13 protein-coding genes are annotated in these 14,689 nt (G+C 60.3%); 5 read left to right on the forward strand and 8 right to left on the reverse strand.

The window, feature by feature from the left end:
• Positions 1-129: 129 nt before the first annotated feature.
• From F8N66_RS05940 to F8N66_RS05960, 5 genes are all read right to left on the reverse strand, one after another.
• Positions 130-2,940, reverse strand: coding sequence for an FAD-binding and (Fe-S)-binding domain-containing protein (locus F8N66_RS05940; protein ID WP_150769313.1), 2,811 nt, complete (start codon positions 2,938-2,940; stop codon positions 130-132).
• Entirely contained in the window at positions 2,937-3,608 is a 672-nt protein-coding gene (locus F8N66_RS05945; protein ID WP_150769314.1) for a LutC/YkgG family protein, read from the reverse strand. The genes F8N66_RS05940 and F8N66_RS05945 overlap by 4 nt, the downstream gene beginning before the upstream one ends.
• Positions 3,608-5,062, reverse strand: coding sequence for a LutB/LldF family L-lactate oxidation iron-sulfur protein (locus F8N66_RS05950; protein ID WP_150769315.1), 1,455 nt, complete (start codon positions 5,060-5,062; stop codon positions 3,608-3,610). The genes F8N66_RS05945 and F8N66_RS05950 overlap by 1 nt, the downstream gene beginning before the upstream one ends.
• A complete protein-coding gene (locus F8N66_RS05955) occupies positions 5,059-5,883 on the reverse strand; it encodes a (Fe-S)-binding protein (protein WP_150769316.1) in 825 nt (274 codons plus the stop codon). The genes F8N66_RS05950 and F8N66_RS05955 overlap by 4 nt, the downstream gene beginning before the upstream one ends.
• Before the next feature lie 151 nt (positions 5,884-6,034).
• Positions 6,035-7,729, reverse strand: coding sequence for a lactate permease LctP family transporter (locus tag F8N66_RS05960; RefSeq protein ID WP_150769317.1), 1,695 nt, complete (start codon positions 7,727-7,729; stop codon positions 6,035-6,037).
• 262 nt (positions 7,730-7,991) lie between these two features.
• On the opposite strand from F8N66_RS05960, the gene F8N66_RS05965 reads away from it, so the two are divergent.
• Entirely contained in the window at positions 7,992-8,759 is a 768-nt protein-coding gene (locus tag F8N66_RS05965; RefSeq protein ID WP_150769318.1) for a GntR family transcriptional regulator, read from the forward strand.
• A 116-nt stretch (positions 8,760-8,875) separates the two neighbouring features.
• On the opposite strand, the gene smpB is transcribed toward F8N66_RS05965, so the two are convergent.
• Positions 8,876-9,358, reverse strand: a complete 483-nt coding sequence (smpB, locus tag F8N66_RS05970; RefSeq protein WP_008057382.1) for an SsrA-binding protein SmpB — start codon at positions 9,356-9,358, stop codon at positions 8,876-8,878.
• Positions 9,359-9,476: 118 nt separating this feature from the next.
• Here smpB and F8N66_RS05975 point away from each other — a divergent pair, with 118 nt between their 5' ends.
• Genes F8N66_RS05975 through F8N66_RS05985 form a run of 3 tightly spaced genes read left to right on the forward strand, consistent with a single transcriptional unit; the run spans position 9,477 to position 11,629 of the window.
• Entirely contained in the window at positions 9,477-10,880 is a 1,404-nt protein-coding gene (locus F8N66_RS05975) for a sodium-dependent transporter (protein ID WP_150770147.1), read from the forward strand.
• Positions 10,881-10,887: 7 nt separating this feature from the next.
• Positions 10,888-11,322: a type II toxin-antitoxin system RatA family toxin gene (locus tag F8N66_RS05980; protein WP_150769319.1), complete on the forward strand. Its 435-nt coding sequence runs from the start codon at positions 10,888-10,890 to the stop codon at positions 11,320-11,322.
• On the forward strand, positions 11,315-11,629 hold the full coding sequence (locus F8N66_RS05985; RefSeq protein WP_150769320.1) for an RnfH family protein: 315 nt from the start codon (positions 11,315-11,317) through the stop codon (positions 11,627-11,629). Before F8N66_RS05980 ends, F8N66_RS05985 begins: the two co-directional genes overlap by 8 nt.
• 59 nt (positions 11,630-11,688) lie before the next feature.
• Here the strand turns inward: F8N66_RS05985 and F8N66_RS05990 are convergent, their stop codons facing one another.
• Entirely contained in the window at positions 11,689-12,216 is a 528-nt protein-coding gene (locus tag F8N66_RS05990) for an outer membrane protein assembly factor BamE (RefSeq protein ID WP_150769321.1), read from the reverse strand.
• A gap of 97 nt (positions 12,217-12,313) precedes the next feature.
• Here F8N66_RS05990 and fur point away from each other — a divergent pair, with 97 nt between their 5' ends.
• Positions 12,314-12,718, forward strand: coding sequence for a ferric iron uptake transcriptional regulator (gene fur, locus F8N66_RS05995; protein ID WP_003197684.1), 405 nt, complete (start codon positions 12,314-12,316; stop codon positions 12,716-12,718).
• 75 nt (positions 12,719-12,793) lie between these two features.
• Here fur and recN read toward each other — a convergent pair whose 3' ends face one another.
• A complete protein-coding gene (gene recN / locus F8N66_RS06000; RefSeq protein ID WP_150769322.1) occupies positions 12,794-14,467 on the reverse strand; it encodes a DNA repair protein RecN in 1,674 nt (557 codons plus the stop codon).
• Between the last annotated feature and the right edge of the window lie 222 nt (positions 14,468-14,689).

A 14,689-nucleotide genomic window follows, 5' to 3' on the forward strand; every position in this document is an offset into this window, starting at 1 on the left:
GGGGGTTATAAGCCCGTTCGCAGGGCCTAATCAAATGACTATAGCCGCACGCAGGAATTCGGTTTTTTTTGCTGAAAATGAATGCAAACGCAAAAAAGGGGCGAGACGCCCCTTTTTTTCACGCGACCCTTAAGCCCGGCGCGCTTGCGTCACGCGATCCACCAGATAGACCAGCCCGTGATAATCGATTCCGCCGTGTTGGCTGAGGCCGATTTCACAGGTCCGGCTGGTGGAAATGCCTTCAGCGCAGTACTGCACCGCGTCTTTCAAGGTGCGCAGCGAATGCGCATTCAGCTCGGGGGTGGTGAAACCCTTGTCGCCGGCAAAGCCGCAGCAGTGGATGCCTTCGGGGATGACCACGTTCTTGCTGCACTTGCGCGCCAGATCGATCAGCGCCTGGCTTTCGCCCAGGTGCTGGGTGCTGCAAGTGACATGCACCGCGATGGGGGTGTCCTGCGGCGTGAAGTCCAGCCGATCCATCAGGTGTGTGCGGATGAAACGCACCGGGTCGTAAAGGTCCAGGCGCGTATCGCCCAGGTCCTGGGTCAGGCGCAGGGTGCAGGGGCTGGTGTCGCAGTAGATCGGATCGAGTCCCCCACGACTGGCGTGGAGCAGGGCGCCAATCAGCTCCTGGCGTTTATGCTCGGCCTGTTCGGCGTACCCCTTGGAGGCAAACGGCTGGCCGCAGCAGAGGTTGTCCAGATTGTCCGGGAAGACCACCTGGTAACCGGCTTTCTCCAGCAGGCCGCGGGTTTTGTCGTACAGCGACATCTGTTCTTTGTCACCGGCGGCCGGTCCCATGGCTCGCGAGACGCACGCGGCCAGGTACACCACGCGCGGACGCTCGTCCGACAGGGCCGGGCTGAAGCGAATCGCCCGTTCAGGCTGCGGCATGGCGTGGGTCCACTGCGGGATCTGTCCTTTGGACAGGCGGGTCACCGTCGCCGACAGCCTGGCCAGTCGCGGTGCACCCAACAGCATCCGCGCGCCATTGGCCACGTGCAGGGTGAAACGCGCGCCTTGCAGTGCCGTGGCGAAATTTCCTTCAAGCCAGGTAGCGGTTTTCGTATGGGTGGCGTGCTGGCCGCGAAGTTTTTTCACCAGTTCGCCGGTATTGATGCCTACCGGGCAACGTTGCGCACACAGGCCGGTGGCGGCACAGGTGTCGATGCCCTGGTATTCATAGGCTTCTTCAAGTTCACGGGTGTCGACGCCGGCGCGTTTCTTCGCCTGAATGTCGCGCCAGATCACGATGCGCTGGCGCGGACTCAGGGTCAGTCCTTTCGAGGGGCAGACCGGTTCACAAAAGCCGCATTCGATGCACTTATCCACAATCTCGTCAGCGGCCGGCAAAGGCTTGAGGTGCTTGAGGTGAACCTGCGGGTCTTCGCTGAGCACCACGTCCGGATTGAGAATGCCGTTGGGGTCGAGCAGGCGTTTGAGTTGCCACATCAACTGATAGGCGTCGCTGCCCCATTCCAGTTCGACGAAAGGCGCCATGTTGCGGCCGGTGCCGTGCTCGGCCTTGAGCGAGCCGCCAAACTCCACCGCGACCAACTGCGCCACGTCGTCCATGAACGCCTGGTAGCGTGCGACTTCTTCCGGGTTGTTGAAGCCTTGGGTGAAGACAAAGTGCAGATTGCCTTCCAGCGCGTGTCCGAAAAGGATCGCTTCGTCGTAGTGATGTTTGTCGAACAACTCGATCAGGCGATTTACGCCGATGGCCAGTTGTTCCACCGGAAAGGTCACGTCTTCGATGATCACCGTGGTGCCGGTTTTGCGCACCGCGCCGACGGCGGGGAACGTATCTTTGCGGATCGCCCAGAGACGGGCGTTTTCCAGCGGGTCTTCGGTGAAATCGACTTGCTTCTCCACCGGGAACACCGCCAGGGACGCCATGATCTGCGCCCGTTGTTCCTGCAACAACGTGGACGACGCGGCGCGGGATTCGATCAGCAAGGCGCAGGCATTGTTCGACAGATGCTGTACGAAAGCGGGCATGCCGGGTTTGTCCTGCACCGAGCGCAGGCTGCGGCGGTCCAGCAGTTCCACGGCGGACACCGGTTGGCTTTTCAGCACGGTGACTGCGTTGCAGCAGGTCTCCACATCCGGGAACACGATCAGTGCCGAGGCCTTGTTCGGATGGTCGATGACGGTGTCGTAAGTCACTGCGCTGATAAAGCCGAGGGTGCCTTCGGAGCCCACCAGCAAGTGGCTCAAGATATCCACAGGCTCGTCGTAATCCACCAGGGCGTTGAGTGACAGGCCGGTGGTGTTTTTCAGACGGTACTTGTGACGAATTTTTGCCGCGAGTTCGGCGTTGGCGCGGGTCTCGCGGCCCAAGGTCGCCAGACGCTCCAGCAGCGTTGCGTGGCTGTTGCGAAACGCTGCCACGCTGGCGGCGTCTTCGGTATCGAGTCGACTGCCGTCGGCCAGTACCAGACGGATGCCGGCCAGGGTGTGATAAGTGTTTTGCGCAGTGCCGCAGCACATGCCGCTGGCATTGTTGGCGACGATGCCGCCGATTTTGCAGGCATTGATCGACGCCGGGTCCGGGCCGATCTTGCGCCCGAACGGCGCCAGCCAGGCGTTTGCCTGCGCGCCGATCACCCCCGGCTGCAGGCGGATTTGCGTGCCCTGGCCACGAATCTCGCGGCCGTTCCAGTTATCCCCCAGCACGATCAACACCGAGTCGCTGATGGCCTGGCCGGACAGGCTGGTGCCAGCGGCGCGGAAGGTCACCGCCACCTGGTCGCGCTGCGCCAGTTTCAGCAGCGCTACCACTTCATCTTCAGACTCTACGCGGATCACCAGTTGCGGGATCAGCCGATAGAAACTGGCATCGGTGCCGAACGCCAGGGTCGACAGCGGGTCGTCGAAGCGACGCTCCTGGGGAATCAGTTGCTGCGCATCACGCAGGAAAGCGGCCGGTAGACTCATTGGTCCTCCAGGATCAACACCACCAGATCCTTCGGACCATGGGCGCCGTAGGCCAGCACCTGCTCGATGTCGGCTGTCTTCGATGGGCCGGACACCAGCAGCGCATTGGTCGGCATGCCTTGGGCCCATTCGAACTCCTGCTGCACCTGATAGAAGTTGTCGCGGATTTCGCTGGCCTTGAGCAGGGCGAAATGCACCGGTGGCGCCAGGCTCATCAGCCGGGGTTCTTCTCGCGTCGGCCAGAGAATCAGGCTACCGGTCGCAGCGATGGCGCCCAGTGTGCCGGTCAGGCTCGCCGGGGTGTCGTTGAACAGTTCGGCTTTCCATTCTTCCACCGGGCGGTTGTAGGCCTTGAGTGTAGGCAGGTCCGGATTATTCGCCCAATGTTGAGTGACACGTTCACCATGAAGCGTGGTCGGCGCGATCAGCAGGCTCGGCAGCTGCCGATCCAGCAGCAGTTTTGCCAACAACGCCGGCCAGTCTTCAGCCGAGGTCAGGTGGATCTCCGTGTGCACCGCTTCCATCAGCTTGCGCAATTGCGGGATGCGTTGTTCCGGGGTGTAGGTGTAAGGCGCGGTCACCAGATCGACGTCGAAGTTGTCAGCCACGGGTGTGGTGCCTGTCAGACTCTTACGCAGTTTGCCGAGGATGTTTTGCTTGGCGCTCATCAACGATCTCCCTGTTTGGCCAGATGCTCGCGCGCCATGTCATGCAATGAACGGGCGGCGGGCTTGGGTGCACTGTGGTTTTGCGTCCACGGGCCTACATTGCTCGGGGTCAGTGCGCGCAGGCGCGTGGCGAAGAAGCCGAACAGGCGATACAGCGTCGGCGAGCTGTTGAGCCTGGCCCAGGCGTTCCAGATGAAGCGTTCCTTGCGCGAATACTTGCTGCCCTGGCCGCGCAGGGTTTGATGCGGGCTATCGGGGGCCTTGACGTTTTCTTCGCGCAGGCGCCGCAGCAATGACGGGATCGGAATCTTGACGGGACACACTTCACCGCAGGCGCCGCAGAGCGAAGAGGCGCTCGGATGGTCCGGGACCTTCGCCAGGCCAACCATATGCGGGGTGATGATTTTTCCGATGGGGCCGGGGTACACCTCGCCGTAGGCGTGGCCACCGATTCGGGTATAGACCGGGCAATGATTCATGCAGGCGCCGCAGCGGATGCAGTTCAGGGTCTGGCGCAATTCGCTGTCGGCAAATGCCTGGCTGCGACCGTTGTCCAGCAGCACCAGATGCACTTCCTGCGGGCCGTCGAGTTCATGCTCCTTGCGCGGGCCGGAGATCATATTGACGTACGTGGTGATCGGAATGCCCAGGGCCGAGCGCGTCAGCAGTGACAGCAATGGCACCACGTCACGCAGGTTTTCCACGACTTTTTCGATGCCGGTGACGGCGATGTGCACCGGTGGCACGGTGGTGGTCATGCGGCCGTTGCCTTCGTTTTCCACCAGCAGCAAGGTGCCGGTTTCGGCCACGGCGAAGTTGACGCCAGAGACGCCGATGTCCGCTTCGAAGAATTTCTGCCGCAGGACCCTGCGACCGATCTGAATGAGTTGGTCAACGTCCTTGGTGTATTCCACGCCAAGTTTGTCGTGGAACAAGGACGCGACCTGACCGGCATTCTTGTGGATCGCCGGCATAATAATGTGTGAAGGCTTCTCGTGGTCGAGCTGGACGATGTACTCGCCCATGTCCGATTCCAGGCATTCAATGCCCTGTTCAGCGAGGACATGGTTCATCTCCATTTCTTCGCTGACCATCGATTTGCCCTTGATCACTTGCCGCCCCTCGTGAGCGCGGATGATCGAGAGGACGATGCCGTTGGCTTCGTCCACCGTTTCCGCCCAGTGCACTGTCACACCGTTGCGGGTCAGGTTCTGTTCAAGCTGCTCGAGCAAATCGGGCAGCTTCGATAACGCGCGGGCGCGGACGGCATTGCCCAAGGCGCGCAAGTGTTCTCTTTCATGGGCATCGCTGAAAGCCGTTGCCCGTTTTGTCATCAGTGAATCCATCGCCTTGCGAAAGTTGTTTCGCAATTGCGCGTCACCCAACGCCCCATGAGCGCGGGTGCGGAAGTCTTCTTCTACGGCGACCGTAGGAATAATCGCGGAAGCGTTCATTGCGCGCCTCCGGTTCGTTGCCAGAGGAAACTCGCCAGGTGTTGGCCGCGCAACGCTTCCTGCTGTTTTTCCAGCGAGCCGTTGATGTTCATCAAGCAACCGCAATCGGCACTGAGTACCTTGTGCGCGCCGGATTCCTTCAGCGACCGGGTCTTGTCAGCCACCATCGCCCCGGAAATGTCCGGCATACGGACGCTGAAAGTCCCACCGAAGCCACAGCATTCGCTTTCGTGATCGTGATTGACCCGTTCCACGTTGCTCAGCTGCGACAACAGCTCGCGCCCGTGCAAGTGGGTATTCATTTCGCGGCGCGCCGAGCACGACGTGTGCAACGCCACTTTCACCGGTGTGCCACTGTCCTTGAGCTGCACCTTGCAGACAAACAACAGGAATTCGGCCAGCTCATAGGTTCTGGCTGCCAACGCCTGAACCTGCTTCAGCGTCTGCGGCTCGTCCTTGAACAGGTCGGCGTAGTGCTCGCGCAACATGCCCGCGCAGGAGCCGGACGGCACCACCACCGGGTAGTCCCCGGCGAACAGCGCCAGTTGCGAGCGCGCCACGGTCCGTGCCTGATCGGTGTAGCCCGAGGTGTAGGCCGGTTGGCCGCAGCAGCTTTGCCCTTGGGGGTATTCGACACGGATGCCTTCGCGTTCCAGCAGGCGGATCGCGTCCATGCCGGCTTCCGGGTAGAACAAATCCACTACGCAGGTCCCGAACAGGTACACCCGTTGCGGTTTCTCGCTGGGGTATTGCCGAGGCTCGGGCAGTGGCGGGGCGACACGGGTCGCATTCGGCACAGCGTTGTAAAAAAGCTCGCTCATCAGGCGTGTCTCCGGGTGGTCCCGGTTATCCGTCCGCTGAGGCTGCTGAATATAGAGAGAGATTCTTTCAGCAGCCTTACAGACCGGGTTGTGAATAGCTGACGCCGGAATCGTGGTCCGGCGTCGGTTTTTTCCATGTCGCGCGTAGTACTTAGTGCACCAGCATGCCGGTGAACCAGTAGGCCTGGGCCAGGGTGATCAGGCCGACGATGGTGGCGAAGAACAGGCTGTGCTTGAGCGTGAAGCGGAACAGATCCGATTCCTTGCCCACCAGGCCGGTCGCGGCGCAGGCCACGGCGATCGATTGTGGCGAGATCATCTTGCCGGTCACGCCGCCGCTGGTGTTCGCCGCCACCAGCAAGGTGTCGTTGACGCCGATCTGGTGCGCGGTGGTCGCTTGCAACGAGCTGAACAGTGCGTTGGACGAGGTGTCGGAACCGGTCAGGAACACGCCCAGCCAGCCGAGGAACGGCGAGAAGAACGGGAAGGCTGCGCCGGTGCCGGCCAGTACCAGCGCCATGGTCGACGACATGCCCGAGTAGTTGGTGACGAAGGCGAAGGCCAGCACCATACCGATGGACAGAATCGGCCAGCGCAGTTCGTAGAAGGTCTCCTTCAAAGTGGTCAGACCAGTTTTGAGGTTGATCTTCAGGACCAGCATCGAAATCAGCGCCGAGAAGAAAATCGCCGTGCCGGTCGCGGAAATCGGGTCAAGCTTGAATACCGCCGGAATGGCGGTCGGCGCGGCCACGATCGGTGCAACCTTGATCACCATCTGGTCCAGGTGCGGGATGGCGAAGTTGAATACCCAGCTGTACATCGAGCCGCCCGCGGCAAACATCGCCTTGAACGGTTTCAGGGTCCAGATGGTGACGAGCACGGTGAGGATCAGGAATGGCGACCAGGCCTTGAAGATTTCACCCAGGCTGTAAGGCGACGCCACGGTGCTGCGCTTCTGGCCGAAACCACCGACGCTGGCGGTGACCACGGAGGCGGAAACCGCGCCGGCGATGTGTTGGCCGGCGGCGCGTTTCGGCTGCCAGACCTTCAGGAACAGGGTCAGGGAAATCAGGCTGGCCAGGGCCGAGGTGATGTCCGGCAGTTCCGGGCCGATGAAGTTCGAGGTGAAGTATTGAGTGACGGCAAAGCTCAGGCCCGCCACCAGTGCTGCCGGCCAGGTTTCACGCACGCCGCGCAGGCCATCCATCATGAACACCAGCCAGAACGGTACGAACAGCGACAGCAACGGCAGTTGGCGGCCCGTCATGGCGCCGATCTTGAATGCGTCGATGCCTGTCACTTGCCCGGCCACGATGATCGGAATGCCCAGGGCGCCGAATGCCACCGGGGCAGTGTTCGCGATCAGGCACAGGCCTGCGGCGTACAACGGGTTGAAACCCAGCCCTACCAGCAAGGCGGCGGTGATGGCCACCGGCGCGCCGAAACCGGCCGCACCTTCGAGGAAGGCGCCGAAGCAGAAGCCGATCAGCAGCACTTGCAGGCGCTGGTCGTCAGTGATGGACAGCACCGAGCTGCGGATCACTTCGAACTGGCCACTCTTGACCGTCAGTTTGTAGAGGAATACCGCCGCCACGATGATCCAGGCGATCGGCCACAGGCCGTAGGCGAAGCCATACCCGGCGGCGGCGAACGCCATGTCGACCGGCATCTGGAACGCAAAGATTGCCACCAGAATCGACAGTGCCAGCGTAATGCTGCCGGCGACATGTCCTTTGAGGCGGAACACGGCCAGGGCCAGGAAGAAAAACACGATGGGGATAACGGCTGCGAGCGCGGATAAACCGAGGCTGCCGAGCGGGCTGTAGAGCTGTTGCCAGGTTTGCATATGGGGTGGCCCCTAATTGTTGTTGGTCAGGCACTGATCAGCATGTTTGGATAATTGGTAATACCAATTTACAAACGCTGTTGGCTAGGGTAAAAGCCTTGTAGGCGGTGTGTCAATTTGCCGCCCTAAAACTTTTGTCGAATGCCTGACCCCGAGGGGCATCTGAGCCGCTTGGATAAATGCCGGCTGGCAGGTGCCGACACCGCCTGGATAGGCCAGAATAGAGCCCCGGCGAGCGGTCGGGTCGTGGAGAGATCGAGTTATGGGGTTTGATCAGGTTCGTCAGCGCCGTTTGTCTGACGATATTGTCGAGCAGTTGGAGGGCATGATCCTCGAAGGCACGCTGAAGGCGGGTGAGCGCCTGCCGGCCGAGCGCGCCTTGGCCGAGCAGTTCGGCGTGTCGCGCCCGTCGTTGCGCGAAGCCATTCAGAAGCTGGTCGCCAAGGGCTTGCTGCTCAGTCGCCAGGGTGGCGGCAATTATGTGGTGGAATCCTTGGGCACGACCTTCAGTGATCCCTTGCTGCAACTGCTGGAAAGCAATCCCGAGGCTCAGCGCGATCTGTTGGAGTTTCGCCATACGCTGGAAGCGTCCTGCGCCTACTACGCGGCATTGCGCGCCACGGATGTCGATCGCGAACGGTTGACGGCGGCGTTCAATGAATTGCAGGACTGCTATTCCCGGCACGATGAAGTCAGTCGGGCGGAAGAGGGCGCGGCGGATGCAAAATTCCATCTGGCGATTGCCGAGGCCAGTCATAACGCGGTGCTGCTGCACACCATCCGCGGCTTGTTCGACTTGCTCAAGCGCAATGTGGTGACCAACATTGGCGGCATGTACAAGCAGCGCACCGAGACCCGCGACATGCTGATTACGCAGCATCGGGAATTGTATCTGGCGATTATCGAAGGCAGGGCGGAGCAGGCGCGGGAAGTCTCCAGCCGTCACATTCTGTATGTGCAGGAAGTGCTGGAAGAAGTGCGTCAGGAAGTGCAGCGTGTGGCTCGGGCGGAGCGGCGCAAAGGGATGTAATCGGGTTTAATCGCAAAAGATCGCAGCCTGCGGCAGCTCCTACAGGGAGATTCCTGTGCAGGAGCTGTCGCGGGCTGCGATCTTTTTGCTGGTGCCGCAAACCTCAAACAGGAAAATTAATCTTCCTTGCCCTTGTTTCGCACCGCGCGCTGCAACTCACGGCCGGCGTCGCGCTCGCGCTCGGTATCGCGCTTGTCGTATTCCTTCTTGCCCTTGCCCAGAGCGATTTCGCACTTGACCATGTGCTTGCTCCAGTACCAGGACAGGCACACGCAGGCGTAACCCTTCTGCTGCACGGCGGCGGCCAGCTTTTCCAGCTCGCGCCGGTTTAGCAGCAATTTACGCGTGCGCACCGGATCGGCGATGACGTGGGTGCTGGCGGTCGTCAGGGGCGTAATGTGACTGCCGAGCAGCCATGCTTCGCCATCCTTGAGCAGGACGTAACTGTCAACCAGTTGCAGCTTGCTCGCCCGCAAACTCTTTACTTCCCAGCCGGCCAGGACCAGACCAGCCTCGAACCGATGTTCGATGAAGTAATCGTGTCGCGCCTTTTTATTTTGCGCGATGGTCCCTGTGGGGTGTTTCTTCTGTTTAGCCATAGGGGCGGCATTATAGGGAGTTGCAAGCGAGTCGGCTACGGTGATGCTGCGTGCTTGAGCAGGTTGATTGAATCCCGGACAATGCGCGCTCTTTTTTGAAGGGTTGGTCGTAGTGACGATGTCGACAGACAAGGTTTCTGTCCACGGCAGTTGGGCTAGCCGTTGGGTGTTCATACTCGCCGCGACCGGTTCGGCCGTAGGCCTGGGCAGTATCTGGAAATTCCCGTACATGGTCGGCGTCTATGGCGGCGGCGCCTTTGTGTTGATGTTCCTGGTCTGTATCGCGCTGATCGGCATCCCGGTCATGCTGGCTGAAACCCTGATTGGCCGGCGTGCCCGGCAGAGCCCGGCCAATGCCTTGAAAGCATTGGCGCAGGAGGTGGGGCATTCGGGCAAATGGTCCTGGGGCGCCTTTGCCGGGATGATCACCGCGTTGCTGATCCTGTCTTTCTATAGCGTCGTCGGTGGTTGGTCGCTGGATTACATCATCGATATGGGGCGTGGCGACTTCCAGGGGGCAACAGCCGATCAGGTCGGCGCCTACTTTGGCAACGTCATCGCCGACCCATGGCGCCTGACACTTTGGCACACGATTTTCATGCTGCTGTCGGCGGTCGTGATCGCCAAGGGCGTGGTGGCCGGGCTTGAGCGCAGCCTGCGAATCATGATGCCGCTGTTGTTCGTCATGGTGATTGTCCTGCTGGGCTACAGCATGACCACCGGGCACTTCATGGAAGGCGTGCACTTCATGTTCGACTTCCATCCGGAAAAAGTCCTCGACGGCCTGTTGCCAGCCATGGGGCACGCATTCTTTTCCCTGAGCGTAGGCGTCGGTTCGATCATGATCTACGGTGCCTACATGCCGAAGACGTCGTCGATTTCCGGGACCGTCGTTGGCGTGGCGCTGCTGGATACTTTTGTTTCCCTGGTGGCTGGCCTGGCATTGTTTCCGATAGTGTTCGCCGCGGCGCTGAACCCGAGCGAAGGCCCTGGCTTGATGTTTGTCAGCCTGCCGTTTGCCTTCGGCAACGTAGCGTTCGGCCAGTTGATGGGCGTAGTGTTCTTCGTGCTGGTGGCGATTGCAGCCTGGAGTTCGGCGATCTCGCTGCTCGAACCGATGGTGGCCTACCTGGTAGAGCGCACGAAAGTCAGGCGCGCCTGGGTGACCTTCTGGCTGGCATTTACCTGCTGGTTCGTTGGCTTGGGCACGGTTTTTTCATTCAATATCTGGAAGCAAGCCAGGTTTTTCGTGAACGAAGGCGGTCTGTTTCACCTCTACCAGTGGGGGGGCGCGGGCGGGCTGGATTTCTTCGGCGTGATTGATTTTTTCACCTCGCGGATCATGTTGCCACTCGGTGGTTTGTGTTTCGTGGTGTTTGCGGGCTGGGTGATGGGTCGGGAAGCGGTGCGCGACGAGCTGTCGATTCGCAACCCGGCGTTGTTTGCCCTGTCTTTGTTCTTGATGCGCTATGTGGCGCCCATCGGCATTCTCGTAGTGTTTGCCGCCCAGCTGTGGAAGTGACGCTGACATGACGACACACATTTCACGTTCGGCCTTGCTGCCGTACCCGGCGCAAGCCCTGTATGACCTGGTCAATGACGTGGCGCGTTACCCGGAGTTCCTGCCCTGGTGCTCTGCTGCCGAAGTGCTGGAAAGCTCTCCCGAGCATATGCGTGCTCGCGTCGGCGTGGCCAAGGGGGGGCTCAGTCAGCATTTCGTGACGAGTAATACCCTGGTGCCAGGCCAGTCGATCGAGATGAACCTCGAAGAAGGCCCGTTCACTCAGCTGCACGGTGTCTGGGTGTTCAAGCCATTGGGCGAGAAGGCCTGCAAGATCAGCCTGGATCTGTCGTTTGATTACGCAGGCCCCATTGTTCGCGCGACTCTCGGACCCTTGTTCAATCAGGCGGCCAATACGCTGGTGGATGCATTCTGCCAGCGGGCCAAGCACATGTATGGTTGAGGCGGCGGTGGAGGTCGAGGTGGTGTATGCCGCCGTTGATCGTCAGGTGCTGTTGTCGGTGACGGTGGCGCCAGGAACGAGTATCCGGGGGGCTTTGCTGAAGTCCGGTGTCGGTGAAGCGTTTCCGGAGCTGGACCTGGCCGCTTGTCCCGTGGGGATTTTCGGCAAGATAATCACCGACCCGGATGTTCGTCTGGTTCAGTCGGGCGATCGCATCGAAATTTATCGGCCGCTGCTGGCTGATCCCAAGGAAGTTCGTCGGTTGCGTGCGGCCAAGGCTGCCGAGGCAAAAGCCCGGAATCAGTAGGTCGCAAAGCGCAGGCAATAAAAAACCCGGACGTGCCGGGTTTTTTATTGCGTCGCAAATTATTGCGGCGAGGTATCCAGTGGTTCCGGAGTCGGGACTGGAACAGTTTCTACACCGTCCACTTCCTTCTGGATCTGATCCAGCAACGAACCTGGCTTGACCGGTTTTTCCGGCTTCGGCTTCTCGACGTTTTCTGCAGGTGCGGTCACTGTCGTGGCGCTGTCCTTGCCGAGGATGGCCTCGTCGCGGCTCACGCCCGGCATGAAATCGCCGGAGAGGCTGACAAGCTGGTCATTTGGGTTGAAGATAACGCTGATGCGTTCCTGCTGGCGTTCACCGCCACCCGGTTGCAGGCTGTACAGATAATCCCAGCGATCGGCATGGAACGTGTCGGTCAACAGAGGGTTGCCCATGATAAACCTTACTTGCTTACGGGTCATTCCCGGGCGTAACTGGTCTATCATGTCCTGCGTGACGACATTGCCCTGCTGGATGTCGATTTTGTAAACCCCGGGGAATGAACAACCGGCGAGTGCGAGCAGTCCCACAAAGGTGAAACTGGTTAGCAAGAGCTTGGTGTTTTGCATCGGTGGGCGACTTCCACTATCTTGGCTGGGACAACGTAAACGCCGATCATACCCGCATTAAGAGAAGCTGCGAAGCAGCATCGCGAGAAAGCTGACCATGGTTGAAAATAGCGAACTACGCAAAGCCGGCCTCAAAGTGACCCTGCCACGGGTCAAAATTCTGCAAATGCTCGATTCCGCCGAGCAGCGCCACATGAGTGCCGAGGATGTCTACAAGGCACTGATGGAGGCTGGCGAGGACGTCGGTCTGGCCACGGTTTACCGTGTACTGACTCAGTTCGAGGCAGCTGGCCTTGTGGTGCGACACAACTTCGACGGAGGCCATGCGGTCTTCGAACTGGACGACGGCAAGCATCACGACCATATGGTCAACGTCGAGACCAGCGAAGTGATCGAATTCTTCGACGAAGAAATCGAGCGCCTGCAGAAAGCAATCGTCGACAAGTATGGCTTCGAGATGGTTGATCACAATCTGGTGCTGTACGTACGCAAGAAAAAGTAAGCATGTCGCGCGAACGCAAGGTTCGCGAAACGAACGAAGGCGACCTCAGGGTCGCCTTCGTGCTGTCTACCTGCCTCAAACTTTTGCCGTCACCACCATTTTCTTGGCGTGGGCCAGGGACTCCTTGGTGAGATCGATGCCGCCCAGCATTCGAGCCACCTCTTCGACGCGATCGTTCTTGCTCAATTTGGAGACCGCAGTGCGCGTCGCATCCTCGCCTCGCACCTTGTGCACAAACAAATGCTGGTGACCCTGCGCCGCGACTTGTGGCAAGTGGGTTACGGTCAGAACCTGCCCCCGCTCTCCGAGTCGACGCAGCAATTGGCCGACGATCTCGGCCGTCGGGCCGCCGATCCCCACATCCACTTCGTCGAACACCAGGGTTGGCACGCGAGACGTTTGCGCAGTGATCACCTGGATGGCCAGGCTGATCCGCGACAGCTCGCCACCCGATGCGACTTTCGCCAGCGCTTTCAAAGGTTGCCCCGGGTTGGCGCTGACCAGCAGTTCTACCTGCTCAAGCCCGTTAGGCAGCAGTTCATTGCCGCTGTTGGGGCGTAACTCGATGGTGAAGCGCCCACCGGGCATGCCCAGGCGCTGGATTTCCTGTTCCACGGCGCTGGCCAGGCTGCTGGATGCCTGGTGACGCAAGTCGCTCAGTTCCCGGGCCTTTTCCTGGTAGTGGCGGGCATAGGACGACAGCTCATCGCCCAGTCGCTCGATGGATTCGTCATTGGCATTCAGGGTTTCGATTTCATCGAGCAGCTTCTGCTGCATTTCAGCCACTTCGGTTGGCTGGATCCGGTGCTTGCGCGCCAGGGTGTAGATCGCATCCAGGCGCTCCTCCAGGTATTGAAGGCGCGATGGATCGGCGTCGAAATTGTCGAGGAAGCGGTTCAGCTCGCCCACGGCCTCTTCCACCTGGATCTGTGCGCTGGTCAACAGGCTGCTGGCCTCGCCCAGTGCGCCAATCGAGTTGTTCACACTGGACAAGCGATTGAGGCTGGCGGTCAGCGCGTTCAGTACGTTACCGGAATCACTTTCACTGCATTGCTCGACCACTTGCCGGCAGATGCCCAGCAGGGTTTCAGCGTTGGTCAGATTCTTGTGCTCCAGCTCAAGCTGCTCCAGCTCGTTGTCGCCAAGACCGAGGTTCTCCAGCTCTTCGAGTTGATAGCTGAGCAATTGGTGGCGAGCGCGCTGTTCGTCCCCGGAATTGGAGAGACGTTCCAGTTCCTGGCGCGTCTGGCGCCAGCGTTGGGCGGCAAGCTGTACCTGGCGGGCGAGGTCCGTCGCGCCGGCGTACTCGTCGAGCAGGCGGCGGTGAGTGTCGGTCTTGAGGAGGGACTGATGTTCGTGCTGGCTGTGGATATCGATCAGCAGTTCGCCCAGTGCCTTGAGGTCCCCCAAGGGGCAGGGCGTGCCATTGATGTAGCCACGCGAGCGTCCTTCTGCGGTGATTACCCGGCGCAGAATGCACGGGCCATCGTTCTCGAGGTCGCGTTCAGCCAGCCAGGCGCCGGCTTCCGGGATGTCGGCCAGATCGAAGGTGGCCAGGATGTCGGCCTTGTCTGCGCCGGGCCGGACTTCGCCGCTGTCGGCGCGATCACCGAGCGTCAGGCCGAGGGCGTCGAGCATGATCGACTTGCCGGCACCGGTTTCGCCTGTGATCACGCTCATTCCGCGATCGAGTTCGAGATCGAGATGTTCAACGATGGCGTAGTTGTGTACGGACAGGTGAACCAGCATAAAGGCCGCTCCCAGGCTTTAGGTCTGGTTATTTATACAGTGTTTTGAATCTGGCTGACAATGCCTGGCGTTAGCTCGATTGGCTTGATCCGACGAAATCCTTAGCGCGCCATGGAATGACAATGCAGGTGTTTTTTGTAGGGTTAATACACGGGCACCCCTTGAAGCTCGTTTTTGCGGCCCCATATAGCTGGGCAGAAGCGCGAGTCAGGCTCGCGGACG

Source organism: Pseudomonas fluorescens (assembly GCF_902498195.1).
Taxonomy (GTDB): domain Bacteria; phylum Pseudomonadota; class Gammaproteobacteria; order Pseudomonadales; family Pseudomonadaceae; genus Aquipseudomonas; species Aquipseudomonas fluorescens_BU.

Excerpts from the sequence above, each read along its gene's own strand:
- F8N66_RS05985 (WP_150769320.1), top strand. The coding sequence starts at position 11,315 with ATGGTTGAGGCGGCGGTGGAGGTCGAGGTGGTGTATGCCGCCGTTGAT.
- F8N66_RS05965 (WP_150769318.1), top strand. The coding sequence starts at position 7,992 with ATGGGGTTTGATCAGGTTCGTCAGCGCCGTTTGTCTGACGATATTGTC.
- F8N66_RS05950 (WP_150769315.1), bottom strand. The coding sequence starts at position 5,062 with ATGAACGCTTCCGCGATTATTCCTACGGTCGCCGTAGAAGAAGACTTC.
- F8N66_RS05960 (WP_150769317.1), bottom strand. The coding sequence starts at position 7,729 with ATGCAAACCTGGCAACAGCTCTACAGCCCGCTCGGCAGCCTCGGTTTA.
- smpB (WP_008057382.1), bottom strand. The coding sequence starts at position 9,358 with ATGGCTAAACAGAAGAAACACCCCACAGGGACCATCGCGCAAAATAAA.
- F8N66_RS05955 (WP_150769316.1), bottom strand. The coding sequence starts at position 5,883 with ATGAGCGAGCTTTTTTACAACGCTGTGCCGAATGCGACCCGTGTCGCC.
- F8N66_RS05975 (WP_150770147.1), top strand. The coding sequence starts at position 9,477 with ATGTCGACAGACAAGGTTTCTGTCCACGGCAGTTGGGCTAGCCGTTGG.
- F8N66_RS05945 (WP_150769314.1), bottom strand. The coding sequence starts at position 3,608 with ATGAGCGCCAAGCAAAACATCCTCGGCAAACTGCGTAAGAGTCTGACA.
- F8N66_RS05990 (WP_150769321.1), bottom strand. The coding sequence starts at position 12,216 with ATGCAAAACACCAAGCTCTTGCTAACCAGTTTCACCTTTGTGGGACTG.
- F8N66_RS05980 (WP_150769319.1), top strand. The coding sequence starts at position 10,888 with ATGACGACACACATTTCACGTTCGGCCTTGCTGCCGTACCCGGCGCAA.
- F8N66_RS05940 (WP_150769313.1), bottom strand. The coding sequence starts at position 2,940 with ATGAGTCTACCGGCCGCTTTCCTGCGTGATGCGCAGCAACTGATTCCC.
- fur (WP_003197684.1), top strand. The coding sequence starts at position 12,314 with ATGGTTGAAAATAGCGAACTACGCAAAGCCGGCCTCAAAGTGACCCTG.
- recN (WP_150769322.1), bottom strand. The coding sequence starts at position 14,467 with ATGCTGGTTCACCTGTCCGTACACAACTACGCCATCGTTGAACATCTC.